A 16299-nucleotide genomic window follows, 5' to 3' on the forward strand; every position below is an offset into this window, starting at 1 on the left:
CAGGCGCCTGAATACGGGCGTCAAGGCGCCGCCCTGCAGTGCCCAGGGCCGTTTCGCCAGCGGCCCGGGAGCTTATTTCCCTGTCGAATAAGAAACGTCTTGCCGCCGGCTGTTGTTACCATGGCGCACATTTGCATGACGATTTAATGACTGGCAGGTTTTTCGTGAATTTCATCCGGCGTGTTTTCCATCATCCCCTGGCTCCCCTCGGCGCACTGCTGAGCCTGGTGCTGCTCGTGCCCCTGGTGGCGCGTGCGCTGCTCGGCTGGTCCGACCCTTTGGGTTATCTCTCGGACCTGGGCACCGCGGGTCTGTTGACCCTGCTGCTGTACCGCCGGCCCTGGTGGCTGGCCTTGCCGGTGCTGCTGGTGTGGGCCCTGCTGAGCATCGCCAGCGCCGAGCTGGTCAGCGCCGTGGGCCGCCTGCCCAATGCCTCTGACCTGCATTACCTGTTCGACTCGCAGTTCGTCGGCAACTCCACCGGCGGTGGCCTGGCTCATCCCTGGCTGGCCGCGGCGCTGCTGTCCGGCCTGGTGCTGTGGCTGACCGTGCAATGGGCGGCCCGCGGCACCCGCGCCCCGCGTTTGCCGCGCCATGCCTGGACCGCCCCGGCGCTGCTGTGGCTGGCCCATGGCGGCGTGCAATACCTGAACCCCAGCGAGGCCGACCAGTGGCGCCTGTTCAACCTGCCGCACCAGTTGCTCGCGGCCGCCGCCGGCCAGGGCCAGGTGCAGCTGGAACAATGGCTGGAAGGCGATGTGCCCGAGCTGCCGGTGCAGATGGCCGGCCTGACCCAGCTCGACCTCGACGGAGAGCCATTGCTGGCCGCCCCGGGCCAGGCACGCAACGTGCTGGTGATCGCCCTGGAAGGCATTCCCGGCGCCTATATCAAGACCAACCGCGAGGCCCTGCACAGCCGCTACCAGGACAACCTGATGCCCAAGCTCGGCGCCTGGGCCGAACGCGGCATGAACACCCCGGACTACGTACTGCACAGCCACCAGACCATCCGCGGCCTGTACGCCATGCTCTGCGGCGATTACGACAAGCTCGACAACGGTACGCCCAAGGGCATCGAGCTGCTGACCCAAAGCCAGCGCAACCAGGCCTGCCTGCCGGCCCAGCTGCGCAAGCAGGGTTTCAATACCCATTACCTGCAAGGCGCCGGCCTGCGCTTCATGGCCAAAGACAAGATCATGCCGCACATCGGCTTCGACTCGACCCACGGCCTGGAGTGGTTCAGCAACGCCAACTACCTGGACTTCCCCTGGGGCAAGGACGACAAGGCCTTCTTCGAAGGCGCGCTGGAGTATGTCGGCCAGCTGAAAAAGCAGAAGCAGCCGTGGATGCTCACCCTGCTGACCGTCGGCACCCACCAGCCCTACTCCGCGCCCGAGGAATACCTCAACCGCTTCGACACACCCAAGCAGGCCGCGGTGGCCTACCTGGACGACGCCATCGGCGAGTTCATGGACCAGCTGGAGCGCCAGGGCGTGCTGAAGGACACCCTGGTGGTGATCACTTCGGATGAGTCCCACGGCATCGATGGCGTGCGCCTGGCCTCGTCCTGGGGCTTCAACCTGATGCTCGCCCCGGAACAGGCGCAACTGCCCAGACTCAAGTCCGGGACCTACGGCCATGTCGACCTGAGCGCCTCGGTGCTCGACTACTTCGGCTTCCAGGTGCCGGACAGCCTCAGCGGCCGCTCGCTGTTTCGCGACTACGCCCTGGGCCGGGAAATCATGTCCTACACCAACGGCAAGCTGCGTTATCACGATGGCCAGGGCACCCTGACCGAATGCGATTTCCAGCAGCGCTGCCGCTACTACGCCAGCACCGGTTTCATCGCCGACAGCGCCACCTTCAAGGGCCAGTACGGCGGCCTGCGCGCGCGCCAGATCAGCGCCCGGGCCGAGGGCCTGGACCGTACCCTGCTGCAATCGCCGCTGAACCTGCACTACCAGTTCGGCAGCCCGGCGATCATCCCGCTGCAAGCGCAGATCAAGGACGACTGGGCCGACAACCTGATCGGCGCGCAGTACCTGGAAATGCCCAAGGGCTCGCTGACCCGCGTGCGCTTCACCGTGCGCTCGGCCGACCCGCAGCAGAACGCCTACATCCTGCTCAAGGGCAAGGAGCGCGAGCAGGACGTGCCCCTCGGACTGCCGGAAGAGATGCTGGTCACCCCCGACCAGCCGCTGGAAATGGACTTCAGCTTCGCCAACCCGGAATCGCGCAAAGCCTTCTCCTTCCACCTGCTGGGCTACGGCCTGGGCGCGGTGGAAGTCAGTGACTTCAGCGTGATCACCGAACTGCCGGGGCAAGAAGAAACCAGCGAAGAACCCCAGGACGACAGCGCGCAGTCTTCCTGAATCCCCGCCCCGGGAAGCTGGACGGCAGCACAGCCATCCAGCTTCCGCGCCCTTGTCTAAACTCCTCGTCAGGCACAAGGTATGGCCTCGCTGCGGACCGCAGCGCCACCACCAGAGTATGAGGACGCACATGACCGACACCCTGGACACCCCTCTGGAGCAGTTGCAGCGACTGATGGCCGAGCGCCCCTTCATGGTCCTCACCGGCGCCGGCATCAGCACCCCTTCGGGGATTCCCGACTACCGCGACAACGACGGTGTGCGTCGCGGCAACCAGCCGATGATGTACCAGGAGTTCCTGGCCGAACCCAAGGCCCGGCGCCGCTACTGGGCGCGGGCCATGCTCGGCTGGCCGCGGATCCGCCAGGCGCGGCCGAACGCGGCCCACGAAGCCTTGGCGCATTTGCAGGCGCGACAGAAGATCGCCGGGGTCATCACCCAGAACGTCGATACCCTGCACGACCAGGCCGGCAGCCGCGACGTGATCGAACTGCACGGCAACCTGCACCGGGTGGTCTGCCTGGACTGCACGCAACGCAGCGATCGGCAGGCGATCCAGCAGTTGCTGGAACTGCACAACCCCTACCTGGCTGGCGTCGACGCGGTGCAGGCACCCGACGGCGACACCCTGCTCGACCCGGTATTCGAAGAGCGTTTCCAGGTGCCCCGCTGCCCTCATTGCGATGGCGAACGGCTGAAACCGGATGTGGTGTTCTTCGGCGAAAACGTGGCCCAGGCCACCGCGGCCAAGGCCCTGCACAGCGTCGAGCAGGCCGCCGGCCTGCTGGTCGTGGGCTCGTCCCTGATGGCCTATTCGGCCTTTCGCCTGTGCAAGGTCATGGCTGACCAGGGCAAGCCGCTGATCGCCATCAACTTCGGCAAGACCCGCGCCGACGAGCTGCTGGACCTGAAGATCGCCGCCTCCTGCGAACAGCTATTGCCGCTGCTGGCCGAACGCCTGAGCTCCTAGGAAACCACCGCCAGGCGCTCGGCCAGACCGGCCCCGCGCAGAATGTCGAACAGCGCCTGGGCGGCACTGGACAGCTCATGCCCGGGCTTGGTCAGCACGCCGATGGCGCGTTCCACCACCGGGTCGCGCAGGGTGATGCAACGCGCGCCCAGCTCGCGCATCTGCCCGGCGCACAGGGCCGGCACCGCGCTCACGCCAAGGCCGCTGGCGACCATGCGCCCCACCGTCGCCAACTGATGGCTTTCGAATTCCACCGGCAACTTCATCTGCCGCGCCAGCAAATGTTCTTCGAGCATCACCCGCACCGTGGACGGCCGTTGCAGGGTGATAAAGGGCTGTTCCAGCAGCGACTGCCAGTCGATGTCCTTCAGGTCGGCCAGGGGTGAATCGCTGGGCACCACGGCGACGAAACGGTCGATGTACAGCGGGATGAATTGCAGCGATGCGCTTTGCTGCGGCTCGAAGGCCACCCCCAGTTCCACCTGGCGGTCGCGGACCATCTCCAGCACCTGCTCGTTGATCACATCGTTGACCGTGACGTTGACCTGCGGGTAACGCGCGCGAAAGGTCTTGAGGATCGGCGGCAGCAGGTTGCCGGCAAAGGACGGCATGGCCGCCAGGGTCACCCGCCCGCGTTGCAGGGTGAAGCGCTGGCGCAGTTCGTCCTCGGCGTTGTCCCAGTCGGCGATCAGGCGCCGCGCCAGGGGCACCAGGGCCTCACCTTCCGGGGTCAGGGCGACGTTGCGCGTGTTGCGGCTGAACAGCCGCCCGCCCAGGCCGTCCTCCAGGGCCTTGATGGTCAGGCTCAGGGCCGACTGCGACAGGTGCAGGCGCTCGCAGGCCACGGCGAAACTCAGGCTCTGGGCCACGGCCAGGAAGGCGCGGATCTGTTTCACGGTCATAGGAAGCTCCAAGAGAGAATCAGCTGCAAGCTGCAAGCTAGATGCGGCTTGCGGCTTGCGGCTTGCGGCTTGCGGCTTGCGGCTTGCGGCTTGCGGCTTGCGGCTAATTATCCTGTTTTATAAATCAATCAACCTTAAAAATAAACTTAACAAATGAATGCCTCGGCGCAACACTGCGGCTCACTCTCTTCATACGGCCGGCCAGCCGGCTGGCAACGCAAATACCCATAACAAGAGGATGTGCAGATGGCAGGTTTCGACAAGCGCGTGGCGTCCTACGAGGAAGCCCTCGAAGGTCTCAAGGACGGCATGACAGTGATCTCCGGCGGCTTCGGCCTGTGCGGCATTCCGGAAAACCTGATCGCCGAGATCAAGCGTCGCGGCACCCGCGACCTGACCGTGGTCTCCAACAACTGCGGCGTCGACGGTTTCGGCCTCGGCGTGCTGCTGGAAGACCGGCAGATCAGCAAGGTGGTGGCCTCCTACGTCGGTGAAAACGCCCTGTTCGAGAAGCAACTGCTGAGCGGCGAAATCGAAGTGGTGCTGACCCCCCAAGGCACCCTGGCCGAAAAAATGCGCGCTGGCGGCGCCGGCATCCCGGCCTTCTTCACCGCCACCGGCGTCGGCACCCCGGTCGCCGACGGCAAGGAAACCCGTGAATTCAACGGCCGCGCCTACCTGATGGAAGAGTCCATCACCGGCGACTTCGCCATCGTCAAAGGCTGGAAAGCCGACCACTTCGGCAACGTGGTCTACCGCCACACCGCCCAGAACTTCAACCCGCTGGCGGCCACCGCCGGCAAGATCACCGTGGTCGAGGTCGAAGAGATCGTCGAGCCGGGCGAGCTGGACCCGACGCAGATCCACACCCCCGGCATCTACGTCGACCGGATCATTTGCGGCACGTTCGAAAAACGCATCGAACAGCGCACCGTGCGCAAGTAATCGCCCGCCCAACGACTGACGGAGAATAAAAAAATGGCTCTTACCCGCGAACAAATGGCTCAACGCGTCGCCCGCGAACTGCAGGACGGCTTCTACGTGAACCTCGGTATCGGCATCCCGACCCTGGTGGCCAACTACATCCCCGACGGCATGGAAGTGATGCTGCAATCGGAAAACGGCCTGCTCGGCATGGGCGCCTTCCCCACCGACGACGAAGTCGATGCGGACATGATCAACGCCGGCAAGCAGACCGTCACCGCGCGCGTCGGCGCGTCGATTTTCTCTTCCGCCGAATCCTTCGCGATGATCCGTGGCGGCCATATCGACCTCACCGTGCTCGGCGCCTTCGAGGTCGACGTGCAGGGCAACATCGCCTCGTGGATGATCCCCGGCAAGCTGGTCAAGGGCATGGGCGGCGCCATGGACCTGGTGGCCGGTGCGGACAACATCATCGTCACCATGACCCACGCCTCGAAGGACGGCGAGTCGAAACTGCTGTCGCGCTGCAGCCTGCCGCTGACCGGCGCCAACTGCATCAAGCGCGTGCTGACCGACCTGGCTTACCTGGAGATCGAGAACGGTGCGTTCATCCTCAAGGAGCGCGCCCCTGGCGTGAGCGTCGAGGAAATCGTCAGCAAGACCGCCGGCAAGCTGATCGTGCCGGCCCACGTGCCTGAAATGCAGTTCGCCTGAGGAGCAACCAGACCATGCAAGACGTCGTAATCGTTGCCGCCACCCGCACCGCGGTCGGCAGTTTCCAGGGTTCGCTGGCCAATATCCCCGCGGTCGATCTCGGTGCCGCGGTGATCCGCCAGCTGCTGGCCCAGACCGGCCTGGACGGCGCCCAGGTCGATGAAGTGATCATGGGCCAGGTGCTCACCGCCGGCGCCGGACAGAACCCGGCACGCCAGGCCGCGATCAAGGCCGGCCTGCCCCACGCGGTGCCAGCGCTGACCCTGAACAAGGTCTGCGGCTCCGGCCTCAAGGCCCTGCACCTGGGCGCCCAGGCAATTCGCTGCGGCGACGCCGAGGTGATCATCGCTGGCGGCCAGGAGAACATGAGCCTGGCCAACTACGTGTTGCCCGGCGCCCGCACCGGCCTGCGCATGGGCCATAGCCAGATCGTCGACAGCATGATCAGCGACGGCCTGTGGGACGCCTTCAACGACTACCACATGGGCATCACCGCCGAGAATCTGGTGGACAAATACGGCATCAGCCGCGAAGCCCAGGACGCCTTTGCCGCCGCCTCGCAGCAGAAGGCCGTGGCCGCCATCGAGGGCGGGCGTTTTGTCGATGAGATCACCCCGATCCTGATTCCCCAGCGCAAGGGCGACCCTGTGGCCTTCGCCACCGACGAGCAGCCGCGCGCCGGCACCACCGCCGAATCCCTGAGCAAGCTCAAGCCAGCCTTCAAGAAGGACGGCACGGTCACCGCCGGCAACGCTTCGTCGCTGAACGACGGCGCCGCCGCGGTGATCCTGATGAGCGCCGCCAAGGCCAAGGCACTGGGCCTGCCGGTGCTGGCGAAGATCGCCGCCTACGCCAACGCCGGCGTCGACCCGGCGATCATGGGCATCGGCCCGGTGTCGGCCACCCGTCGCTGCCTGGACAAGGCCGGCTGGTCCCTGGAGCAACTGGACCTGATCGAAGCCAACGAAGCCTTCGCCGCCCAGTCGCTGTCGGTGGGCAAGGAACTGGGTTGGGACGCGAGCAAGGTCAACGTCAACGGCGGCGCCATCGCCCTCGGCCACCCGATCGGCGCCTCGGGCTGCCGGGTGCTGGTGACCCTGCTGCACGAAATGCTCAAGCGCGATGCCAGGAAAGGCCTGGCCACCCTGTGCATCGGTGGCGGCCAGGGCGTGGCATTGGCCATCGAACGCTAACTTACCGCGCACCACGGCCGGCCCTCGGACCCACGACATCCGGCGGCTGGCCGGCAACACACCCGGCGCACCTCATGGTGCGCCGGGTTCATTCTGCGGCCCGGCCGACGCTGAACAGAGGCCGCTGGCAGCCGCCCATCCGTCAGCTACATTCAACTCATACGGCTGGCGAGCCCCGTTTTCCACGCCTTCCTGCCCACTGACTCACGGCTGAAACAGTCCAGGCCGGTGCGCGGTGCGTTATCTGTCGAAGCCGGAGCACAGCGCTCAAGCATGGGCAGCGCCCGGCATGCCAGCCAGCCCTTCGCCTGCTTCATCGACCCGATAACGAGGAGCGGAACATGCGCCTGACCAGATGCCTGCTCTACACCGGCTTTTGCATAGTGCTGGCGGGGCTGGCCAGCCTCCAGGCCACGGCCGGCCCCTCCTTCGATGCGGACAGGAAAGGACTCGAGAAACTCTCGGCCAACGCCGGTGCCGAGCTGCACCGAGGCTTGCAGAAATTCCACGAAATGCTGATGTACCTCGAACTGCAGGACACCCTGCACGCCACCGAGGCCAAGGCAGCGGCCCTGGAACACTTCAGCGAGTCGGTCGTGCTGTTCAAGAAAGTCACTGCAAGCGCCCCCGAGCGCAAGATCCTCTACCAGCCCCGGGATGACAGTGAAAAAGAAGCCATCGCAGCCTTCCAGGACCGCTTGAAAGAGTTGGATATCGCGGTGCCCGATACCGAGAAACAGCTGGCCAACCTGGCCGTCACTGTGCTGACCAAGCATATCCATGTGCTGGAAAAGTCCAGCTTCAAGGCGACCAAGGCCGACTACAGCCCCTTGCGCAAAACCCTGCGTTCACAAGCCCTGCTGCTCGACCTGGGCATCCTGACCTCGATTGTCTGGAGCCTGTCGGCCGATCAGCCCGGCGGGAGCGGCTAGCGCCCTGCCCCGAGAGACCATCACTGCGACTTCGGCTTGCCCATCAGCAACAGCAACGACAAAGCGGCAAACCCCGCGCCGGCGTAGAACGTCAGCGCCGCGCCATGGGCCTGCCACAGCCAGCCGGCGATCACGCTGGCCAGCAACAGGGCGATCCCGCTCAGCAGGTTGAACACGCCAAAGGCGGTGCCCTTGAGGTCGGCGGGCGTGGTGTCGGCCACCAGGGTGGCGAGGATGCCCTGGCTGAAGCCCATGTGCAGGCCCCACAGGGCGACGCCGAGCAGCACCATCGGCACCGAGTCGGCATAGGCCAGCACCAGGTCGGCGAGGATCAGCAACAGCAGGCCGACGCTGAGCAAGGCACTGCGGTTGATGTGGTCCGACCATTTGCCGACCGGATAGGCCGAGACCATGTAGAACCCGGCCATGACCACCATCACCAGCGGCACCCAGGCGGCGGCGAAGCCCAGTTGCTGGGCCCGCAGCACCAGGAACGCCTCGCTGAAGCGGGCCAGGGTGAAGGCCGCGCCGATGGCCACCACCCACCAGTAATACCGGGAAAACCGCCGCAGCGAGGCCAGGCGCAATGGCGAGTGGAAGTGCCGGGTACCGGGGGCGTGCTCGGGTTCGCGGATGGCGAAGATCAGCAGCGCCACCGCCAGCGCCGCAGGGATCACCGCCAGCCACAGGACCTGGGCGATATCGTTGGCCAGCCACAGCATCAGGCCGATGGCCAGGATCGGCCCGACGAACGCCCCCACGGTGTCCAGCGACTGGCGCAGGCCAAAACAGGCGCCGCGAATTTCCGCCGGGGCCACGTCCGCCACCAGGGCATCCCGCGGCGCGCCGCGAATGCCCTTGCCGATACGGTCGAGCAGGCGCGCGCTGAACACCAGTTCCGCCGAAGCCGCCAGGGGGAACAGCGGCTTGGTCAGCGCCGCCAGGCCGTAACCGAGCAACAGCAGTTCCTTGCGTCGACCGATAAAGTCGCTGAGGGCCCCGGAAAAGACCTTCACGATCAGCGCCGTGGCTTGCGCCACGCCCTCGATGATGCCGACCACCAGCATGCTGATCCCCAGGGTACCGACCATGTACAGCGGCAACAGGCTGTGCACCAGCTCGGACGACACGTCCATGAACAGGCTGACGAACCCCAGCGCCCAGACCGTGCGCGGAATGCCGCGGCTCAAATGCTTCCCGGATTCGCTCGTTACAGGTCCCGCCATGACAGACATCCCCCAGGGTTTACCAAGAATCCGGTTGCTCCAAGCCTAGGCCGACAACGGCGGCAATGCCTGTCATGGCTCCCGTTGCAATCGACGCTCGAGGGCCGCGGCCAGGGCCGACGCCTCCTGTTTCAAGGAGGCGCAGAAGGCCTCGACGAAAATCGACGACGGTCGGTAATCCGGGCGGATCAGCATCACCCGGTACGGCACCGACAACTGCAGCGGCCGGATCGCCAGGCCCCTGCCCGCCTCCTCCATGGCGCTCAGCGGGTTGATGATCGCCACCCCCAGTTGCTGGCGGACCATGGCGCAGACCGAGGCGGCGTTGGTGGTTTCGACTACCACCCGACGGTCGATGCCGGCCTGGCGAAAGTGCTCGTCGAGGGTCTGACGATAGATGTCCAGGCCTGACAGGTTGATGAAATCCACCCCGCGAAAGTCTTCGCTGTGCAGCAGCGGCTTGGCCAGCAACGGATGCCCTTCCGGCAGGATGCACACCATGTCGGCGCAGAACAGCAGCTCGCCCTGGGTGCCCCGCGGCAGGTGCTCGCTTTCGGTCAGGCCCAGGTCGTGGCGCTGGGCGCTGAGGGACTCTTCGAGCAAGGGCGATTCCTGGGCGGTGATGCTCAGGCCGATGCCGGCGTGGCGTTGCTGGAAGTGCTTGCACACCCGCGGCAGCAGGGTCTGGGAGAACAGCGGCAGGCAGGTCAGGCTCAACTGGCCGTGCTCGAAGCGGCGGATCGACTGCGCCACGCTGTTGATCCGTTCCAGGCCGACATAGGCCCGTTCCACCTCCTCCAGCAACAGCATGGCCTGGGCGGTCGGCAGCAGGCGGCCGCCCTCGCGGTCGAACAGGCTCAGCCCGGACAGGCTCTCCAGCCGCGCCAGTTCGCGGCTGACCGTGGGTTGCGAGGTGAACAGCAGGCGCGCCGCGCCAGTGACGCTGCCGGCCTGCATGATGGCGCGGAACACCTCGATATGGCGCAGGGAAATGTCCACCGCTTGCTCCTTGGTTTGAGAGGTTGACTCATTCAACCCATATCAAAACTGAATCGAGATACAAAGAATAGATATTTTATTGAATACACCACCCTCGGCATCATGCAGGCCTCTTTCCTCGCCACAGACGATTGCCATGGCCATTCCCTTTTCTCCCGAGCAACTGACCGCCGCCGCCCGCCAGTACGGCACCCCGTTGTGGTGCTACGACGCACGGACCATCAAGGTGCGCATCCAGCAACTGAAGGCCTTCGACGTGGTGCGTTACGCGCAGAAAGCCTGCTCCAACCTGCAGGTGCTGCGCCTGATCCGCGAGGCCGGGGTGCGGGTGGACGCGGTGTCCCTGGGGGAAATCGAGCGGGCGCTGCTGGCCGGGTTCAGCCCGGAAGGCGACCCGGCCGGCATCGTCTTCACCTGCGACCTGTTCGACACCGCCACCCTGCAACGGGTGGTGGAGCTGAACATCGAGGTCAATGCCGGTTCCATCGACATGCTGCGCCAGCTCGGCGAGAAATCCCCGGGCCACCGCGTGTGGCTGCGGATCAACCCGGGCTTCGGCCACGGCCACAGCCGCAAGACCAACACCGGCGGCGAAAACAGCAAGCACGGCATCTGGCACGAACAGGTCGACCAAGCCCTCGCGGTGATCCGCCAGTACGGCCTGAAACTGGTGGGCCTGCACATGCACATCGGTTCCGGCGTGGACTACGGGCATCTGGAGCAGGTCGGCGCGGCCATGGTGGCGACGGTCAAGTCCCTGGACCACGACATCGAGGCCTTCTCGATCGGCGGCGGCCTGTCCACCCCGTACCGCGCCGGCGACGAGCCGGTGGACGTGCGCCGCTATGCCAACGCCTGGCGCCAGGCCCGCGAGGAAATCGAAGCCTGGCTTGGCCACGGCGTGCGCATGGAAATCGAACCCGGGCGTTTCCTGGTGGCCGAGGCCGGCTGCCTGGTCAGCGAAGTGCGGGTGGTGAAAGACGCCGGCAATCATCACTTCGTGCTGGCCGACACCGGCTTCAACGACCTGATGCGCCCGGCCATGTACGGCGCCTATCACGCCATGAGCCTGATCGACGCCAACGGCCAGTCGGCCCAGCGCGAACTGCGTCCCACCGTGGTCGGCGGCCCGCTGTGCGAGTCCGGCGATATCTTCACCCAGGACGACGAAAGCCTGACCCCGCAGCTGCTGCCCCAGGCCCGGGTCGGCGACCTGCTGGTGATCCACGACACCGGCGCCTACGGCGCCAGCATGTCCTCCAACTACAACAGCCGGCCGCTGCTACCGGAGGTGCTGTTCGAGGACGGCCAGGTAAAACTGATCCGCCGCCGCCAGCCGCTGGCGGATCTGCTGGAACTGGAAATGGGGTTGTAAGTCCGCTTTTTTTGCGGCGACACCACTGACGCTATCGCGGGCAAGCTCCGCTCCTACAGAAGCTCACGGTCTTCTTCTGTAGGAGCGAGGCTTGCCCGCGATGCCTTTCAGCTGTCCTGAGGCGTCATGTACAGGCTGAAATTCTCGATGTAGTCGGTGAGGTTCTCTTCCATCATCAGGCGGAACTCCTCGACGAAATAATCCACCGCCTGCTGCTTGGCCGCCGCCAGTTCTTCGGCGTTGCGGCAACCGCAGGCGCTGACCCAGGCGGCAAACCGCGAGTTGGCGTACATCAGCGAGGCACTGGCCTTGCCGCGGCTGCTGTCGCTGATATGGGTGTTCGCCAGTTCGATGATGGCATCGGCGCGGTTGTAGAAGTCCTGATCCGGTTCGTTGGCCAAGGGGCGTTCCTCTTGAGTAATAGGCGGTGAGTAGTAGGCATAAAGAAAGCCGGTGAGTATAAGAGCCTCGCGCTCAACCATCGACGGCTTTTGCTGCCTCGCGCCCTGCCGTATTCAGTCCGGCCAGTGCCGCTCCAGCACCTGCGCCACCTGCGGATGGCGGTCGATGCGCTCCAGCAGATCGCAACACTCGGGGCGTTCGCGCCGCAGGTGCTCGCGCGTGCCGCACCAGCGCGACACCACCGCCGCCTGGACATCCAGGGCCGCCAGGGGTGAACCGCTGGCGTACAGCTGTGTGGCGAACTGATCGGCGAACACCTCCCAGTTGCGGTGCAGGCGCTCCCGGGCCGCATCCCGCACCCGTTCCTTCAGCGCGTCATCGGCGCCCTGCAGCCAGCGCTCCGGGTAATCGATCACGCTGATCGCCGAGTAACAATTGGCGGCGATAAACACCAGGCCGCGAATCGCCTGCGCCCGGGCGCTCTCATCCTCGGGCAGCAGCGCCGAGCGCGGATAACGCAAGCCCAGCTCGATCAGGATCGCCGCGCTCTCGGTGAGGACACTGCCGTCCGGCAGTTGCAGGGTCGGGACCTGTTTCAGCGGGTTGAGCCGCGCCAGCTCGTCGGCCCCGGGCGACGGCGCCCAGGACGAGGCTTCGACGATGCGGTACGGCACCTGGCAACACTCCAGGGCGATCTCGACGATGGCCGAGCCGGAGCCTTGTGTCCCATAAAGTTGATACATGACCATCCCCTCGCTTGACTGGGCCTTACATCTGACGGGTTGCTTGCGCGGGTTGTTCACTCCAGTGCCGGAAGTCCGCGAGACGGTAGTTCGGATGCTGATGGATAGCCTCGGCCGGCACGCGCAACACGCTTCCACGGTAGCTCAAAAGGTAAAGGCTCAGCGGCTCGGGAATCCGCATGCATCGCACCAGGAAATGGATCAAGCGGTTAAGCAGCCCGAAGCGCTCGATCTCCAGCCGCATCCCGGCCTTGACCTGCAAGAACTTGCCGTAAGCAGAGAACCGGGTCTGGTGAGGGACAAGCTCAATGATGCAGGGGGAGAACCTCGACGCGCAGCCCCCCGTGGGTGCTCGCCGAACAGTCGATACGCACCGGCAAAAATGCCTCGATCACCCGGATATTGCTTTGCAGGTGCTCGCTCATGCGTGGGGTGGTGAAGCTCCCGCCGCCGGCCAGGGCCATGGGCAGCAGCAGTTGATCGGCCAGGTGCTCGGCCACCGCCGCGCCGGAATCCAGCCAGTCGCGGGCCTGGTCAATAGCCCGATCGGCCACGCTTTCGGCCCGCAGGCTGCTCTGGCCAAACCCGCTGAACAGCTCGGTCAGGTGCTCGAAGACGAACTCCAGCAACAGCACGTTGCCCGGGCCGCATTGTTCATCCAGCCGCACCGGGCTCAGGTGTTCCCGAGGCAGTTCCAGGCGAGTGCCGACCCGGCGCAATTCGCGTTCCGCCACATGTTCCGGCAGGCCGGCACTCAGGGCCCAGGCCCGGCGCCCGAGCAGTTCGCCCCGCTGTTCCAGGTACAGCGGTTGCAGGGTCGAGGGCTCGATAAAAGCCTCCAGCTCGCCACCGCCGGCGGGAACGAAGCCATGGCGCAACAGCTGCAACTCCACCTGCCCGCCCATGCGCCGCAGTTGCGGCAGCCAGGCCTGCTGGAGGAAATCCACCGGCGGCGCCAGCGGGTTGTGGGTGCCGCCGCTGATGCTCACGCGGCTCGGCGCCGGGGCCTGCAACAGGGCTGGCAGCAGGGTCTGCAACACCAGGGTGCAGCTGCCGGCGGTGCCGATGGCGAAGCGGTAGTCGCCGCCGCGAATCGGCCCCGGCTCGAAGGTCAGCGCCCGGGAGCCCAGCTCGGCGCCCGAGACCCTGGCCGCGCAGACCTGCGCCGCCGCCAGCACCGCGGTCAGGTGCTGGCGCAGCAGCCCCGGGCGAGCGCGCCGGGCCCGTATGTTGTGGATACGCAGGGTCTTGCCGGTGAGCATCGACAGGCTCAGGGCACTGCGCAGGACCTGGCCGCCGCCGATGGCGCCGTCCAGTTCGATGACATCCTGTTTCATTACATTCCTCAGGCATAACGCCGGACGCTGTCTCGCAAGTAGGCGTCCAGCAAAGCATTGTCTTGATGGGTGCGCGCCAGCTTGGGCACCGGGCGTTCCAGTTCGGCGGCGATAAAGGCGTGCAACGCCGGGCGCCTGGGCCCGTAAGCGGCCTCGTCGGCGCTGCGCTTCAAGGCCAGCAACTCATCCACCTCGTCCAGCAGTGGCCGATGCTCGACGGTGCTCAGCAGGTCGGCGAAGGTCATCGGCGGGCGGCCGCGCCCCTGATCGATCCAGCGCACCGCCAGCAACGGCCGGAGCACGTAGAAGTACTTCTTGAACCGCACGCTGTCGCCTTGCAGGTAACCGCGAAAGTTCTTCCTGGCCATCGACAGGTAGTGATGACGGGCCGCCGGCGGGCTGTAGAAGGCCTCCGCCAGCTCGCGCAGGCGCGCGGTTGCCGCCGGCTCGCTGCGATACACCAGGGGCGAATCCAGCCACTCCAGCAGGGTCGGGTTGGATTTGCGCAGCAACCCGAGGGTCTTGCGCAGTTCCCAGCCGCTGATGTCCAGTTCGTCGTCCAGCGGCCGCTCGATCACGTCCCGCCCGGCGTCCACCTGGATGAACCACTCGGGCTTTTCCACATAGACGAAACGCACATCGTAATCACTGTCGGTGGAGGCAAAGCCCCAGGCCCGACTGCCCGATTCGCAGGCATACAGCACCCGCACATTGCGCTCGCGCTCGATCCGCGCCAGCTCATCCAGTACCCGTGCGCGCATGGCGCTGCTCAGCGGGTGACGTTCATGAAGTTCCATGGTTCCTTGTCCTATTCAATCGACAATCGTCAGCCGCTTCTCGCGCTGGCCTGATCGTCCTCTTCGTTCACAACAGGCGCTTGAGCGATCCCCGAGGCACGTCGCCGGCCTCCTCCATCGCCTGTAACCGCTGCGCCAGTGCTTCTCGCAGCGGCTTGGGGGTTACCGGGTCGAACATCGCGTAGCGGCTATCGCACCAGCGGGCCAGGGCCTCGCGCCAATAAGCGGCTTCGCTGCCCGCCTGGTCCAGGCGATGCAGCAGGTATTGCAACTGGCGCCAGCCTGGCTTGAGCCCCAGCAAGGCCCAGCGCCGCGCCTTGGGCAGGTCATGCCAATGCTGGTCCAGACGCTGCTCCAGAGCCTCCTCGAACGCCGCCCAGGGCTGCTCGCGCAGCAGGCCGAGGGCGCAGTCGAAGACCTTGTCCGACGGATCGTCCAGGGCCGCCAGCTGCTGGGCCAGGCCACGCTCGCCGAGGGTTCGCAAGGCCAGCAGGCGCACGGTCAGCGCCTTGGAGGCGAGGGCCTGTTGCAGCATGGCGTCGGCCTGTGGCTCCCGCAGTTCCTTGGCCAGCCCCAGCAGGCCCAGCCACTCGCGCTTGTTCAGCGGTGCCGGCTCGAGCAGCCGGGCCAGCAATACCTCCCGCGGGTCGAGCCGATGGCGCGGCGCCGCCCAACGGGCCAGGCAACGCAGGGCTCCCGAAGGGTCCAGCAAGGCCTGGCGCAGATGCGCGCCCGGGTCGGCCAGCAACGGCAGCAACAGCCGCAAGGCCTTGACCCGCACACTGGCGCCACAGCTGCGCATCACCTCTTCCAGCAAAGGCAGCGCCTGCTCGTCGGGCAGTTCGGCGCAGGCATCCACCGCCATCTGCCGCACGCTGACCTCGGCGTGGCGCAACGCCATGGCCAGCAGCGCCGGCCGGTCCTCGACGCCCTTGAGCAACAGCTCGAAGACAAAGCGCGCGGCCTTGCCCCGGCAATCGCCAAAGGCCCCTTGCACTTCGTCGCGCACCTGGGCCAGTTGCAATACCGCAGTGGCCCGCTCCAGGGTCGCGCCGTGGTCGGCCCGCTGCTTGCTGGCAAGGGCCAGCAACGGTGCCAGGGTCTGCAACAGCAGCCCGGCGTGCTCCGGCGCCCAATACGCCTCGACTGCCGCGGCCGCTTCCTGGCGAACCTGGGGCACCCAATCGTTGAGGCGCTCCAGCAAGGCGGCCAGGGCCTCTGCCGAAGGCTGTGCGGCCAGGCCGCGCACCGCGGCCTGGCGCACGAACCCGTTGCCGAAGCGGCTCAGTTCCAGCCAGGCGCTGTGCCTGTCCAGGGTGTCCATCACCTCCCGCACGCGGCGGGCTTCGTAGTCGCTCAGCTGGTCATGCCAGCTGGGCGGGGCCGCTATCACTGCATCCATGTCGTCCATTG

The 16299-nt window shown here is 66.1% G+C and carries 16 protein-coding genes; 7 read left to right on the forward strand and 9 right to left on the reverse strand.

The features are described from left to right. Nucleotides 1-146 precede the first annotated feature (146 nt). Both NRG23_RS07665 and NRG23_RS07670 read left to right on the forward strand, forming a co-directional pair. The gene (locus NRG23_RS07665) at nt 147-2372 is read left to right on the forward strand and encodes an LTA synthase family protein (RefSeq protein WP_257374296.1); all 2226 of its coding nucleotides are present in this window, start codon (nt 147-149) and stop codon (nt 2370-2372) included. A gap of 130 nt (nt 2373-2502) precedes the next feature. Then, the gene (locus NRG23_RS07670) at nt 2503-3342 is read left to right on the forward strand and encodes an NAD-dependent protein deacetylase (RefSeq protein WP_038631458.1); all 840 of its coding nucleotides are present in this window, start codon (nt 2503-2505) and stop codon (nt 3340-3342) included. Here the strand turns inward: NRG23_RS07670 and NRG23_RS07675 are convergent. Next, complete coding sequence (locus NRG23_RS07675; RefSeq protein WP_257374297.1) at nt 3339-4244, reverse strand: LysR family transcriptional regulator; 906 nt, start codon at nt 4242-4244, stop codon at nt 3339-3341. The genes NRG23_RS07670 and NRG23_RS07675 overlap by 4 nt on opposite strands. Nucleotides 4245-4490: 246 nt before the next feature. Here NRG23_RS07675 and NRG23_RS07680 point away from each other — a divergent pair, with 246 nt between their 5' ends. From NRG23_RS07680 to NRG23_RS07695, 4 genes are all read left to right on the forward strand, one after another. Beyond that, the gene (locus tag NRG23_RS07680; protein WP_007920583.1) at nt 4491-5189 is read left to right on the forward strand and encodes a CoA transferase subunit A; all 699 of its coding nucleotides are present in this window, start codon (nt 4491-4493) and stop codon (nt 5187-5189) included. A 33-nt stretch (nt 5190-5222) separates the two neighbouring features. Next, complete coding sequence (locus tag NRG23_RS07685; RefSeq protein ID WP_135006399.1) at nt 5223-5882, forward strand: CoA transferase subunit B; 660 nt, start codon at nt 5223-5225, stop codon at nt 5880-5882. Nucleotides 5883-5896: 14 nt separating this feature from the next. Beyond that, on the forward strand, nt 5897-7075 hold the full coding sequence (locus NRG23_RS07690; protein ID WP_257374298.1) for an acetyl-CoA C-acetyltransferase: 1179 nt from the start codon (nt 5897-5899) through the stop codon (nt 7073-7075). A 341-nt stretch (nt 7076-7416) separates the two neighbouring features. Continuing rightward, nucleotides 7417-8007: a hypothetical protein gene (locus NRG23_RS07695; protein ID WP_038631453.1), complete on the forward strand. Its 591-nt coding sequence runs from the start codon at nt 7417-7419 to the stop codon at nt 8005-8007. 20 nt (nt 8008-8027) lie between these two features. Here the strand turns inward: NRG23_RS07695 and NRG23_RS07700 are convergent, their stop codons facing one another. After that, on the reverse strand, nt 8028-9233 hold the full coding sequence (locus NRG23_RS07700; RefSeq protein WP_257374300.1) for an MFS transporter: 1206 nt from the start codon (nt 9231-9233) through the stop codon (nt 8028-8030). A 72-nt stretch (nt 9234-9305) separates the two neighbouring features. After that, entirely contained in the window at nt 9306-10232 is a 927-nt protein-coding gene (locus NRG23_RS07705) for a LysR family transcriptional regulator (RefSeq protein ID WP_009048262.1), read from the reverse strand. Between the two features lie 136 nt (nt 10233-10368). On the opposite strand from NRG23_RS07705, the gene lysA reads away from it, so the two are divergent. Further along, on the forward strand, nt 10369-11607 hold the full coding sequence (lysA, locus tag NRG23_RS07710) for a diaminopimelate decarboxylase (protein WP_009048261.1): 1239 nt from the start codon (nt 10369-10371) through the stop codon (nt 11605-11607). Between the two features lie 107 nt (nt 11608-11714). Here the strand turns inward: lysA and NRG23_RS07715 are convergent, their stop codons facing one another. The 6 genes from NRG23_RS07715 to NRG23_RS07740 form a co-directional block, all read right to left on the reverse strand. Beyond that, nucleotides 11715-12008, reverse strand: a complete 294-nt coding sequence (locus tag NRG23_RS07715) for a DUF3144 domain-containing protein (protein ID WP_009048260.1) — start codon at nt 12006-12008, stop codon at nt 11715-11717. Between the two features lie 114 nt (nt 12009-12122). After that, nucleotides 12123-12752 (reverse strand): glutathione S-transferase family protein, encoded by a 630-nt coding sequence (locus NRG23_RS07720; RefSeq protein ID WP_009048259.1) that lies wholly within the window; start codon nt 12750-12752, stop codon nt 12123-12125. Nucleotides 12753-12777: 25 nt separating this feature from the next. After that, nucleotides 12778-13014, reverse strand: a complete 237-nt coding sequence (locus NRG23_RS07725; RefSeq protein ID WP_257374301.1) for a hypothetical protein — start codon at nt 13012-13014, stop codon at nt 12778-12780. A gap of 43 nt (nt 13015-13057) precedes the next feature. Continuing rightward, on the reverse strand, nt 13058-14089 hold the full coding sequence (rtcA, locus tag NRG23_RS07730; protein ID WP_257374302.1) for an RNA 3'-terminal phosphate cyclase: 1032 nt from the start codon (nt 14087-14089) through the stop codon (nt 13058-13060). 8 nt (nt 14090-14097) lie between these two features. After that, complete coding sequence (locus tag NRG23_RS07735; RefSeq protein ID WP_124303652.1) at nt 14098-14886, reverse strand: nucleotidyltransferase domain-containing protein; 789 nt, start codon at nt 14884-14886, stop codon at nt 14098-14100. Between the two features lie 67 nt (nt 14887-14953). Beyond that, the gene (locus NRG23_RS07740; protein WP_257374303.1) at nt 14954-16297 is read right to left on the reverse strand and encodes a PBS lyase; all 1344 of its coding nucleotides are present in this window, start codon (nt 16295-16297) and stop codon (nt 14954-14956) included. Between the last annotated feature and the right edge of the window lie 2 nt (nt 16298-16299).

This window comes from Pseudomonas sp. T8 (assembly GCF_024610635.1).
GTDB lineage: Bacteria > Pseudomonadota > Gammaproteobacteria > Pseudomonadales > Pseudomonadaceae > Aquipseudomonas > Aquipseudomonas chlororaphis_I.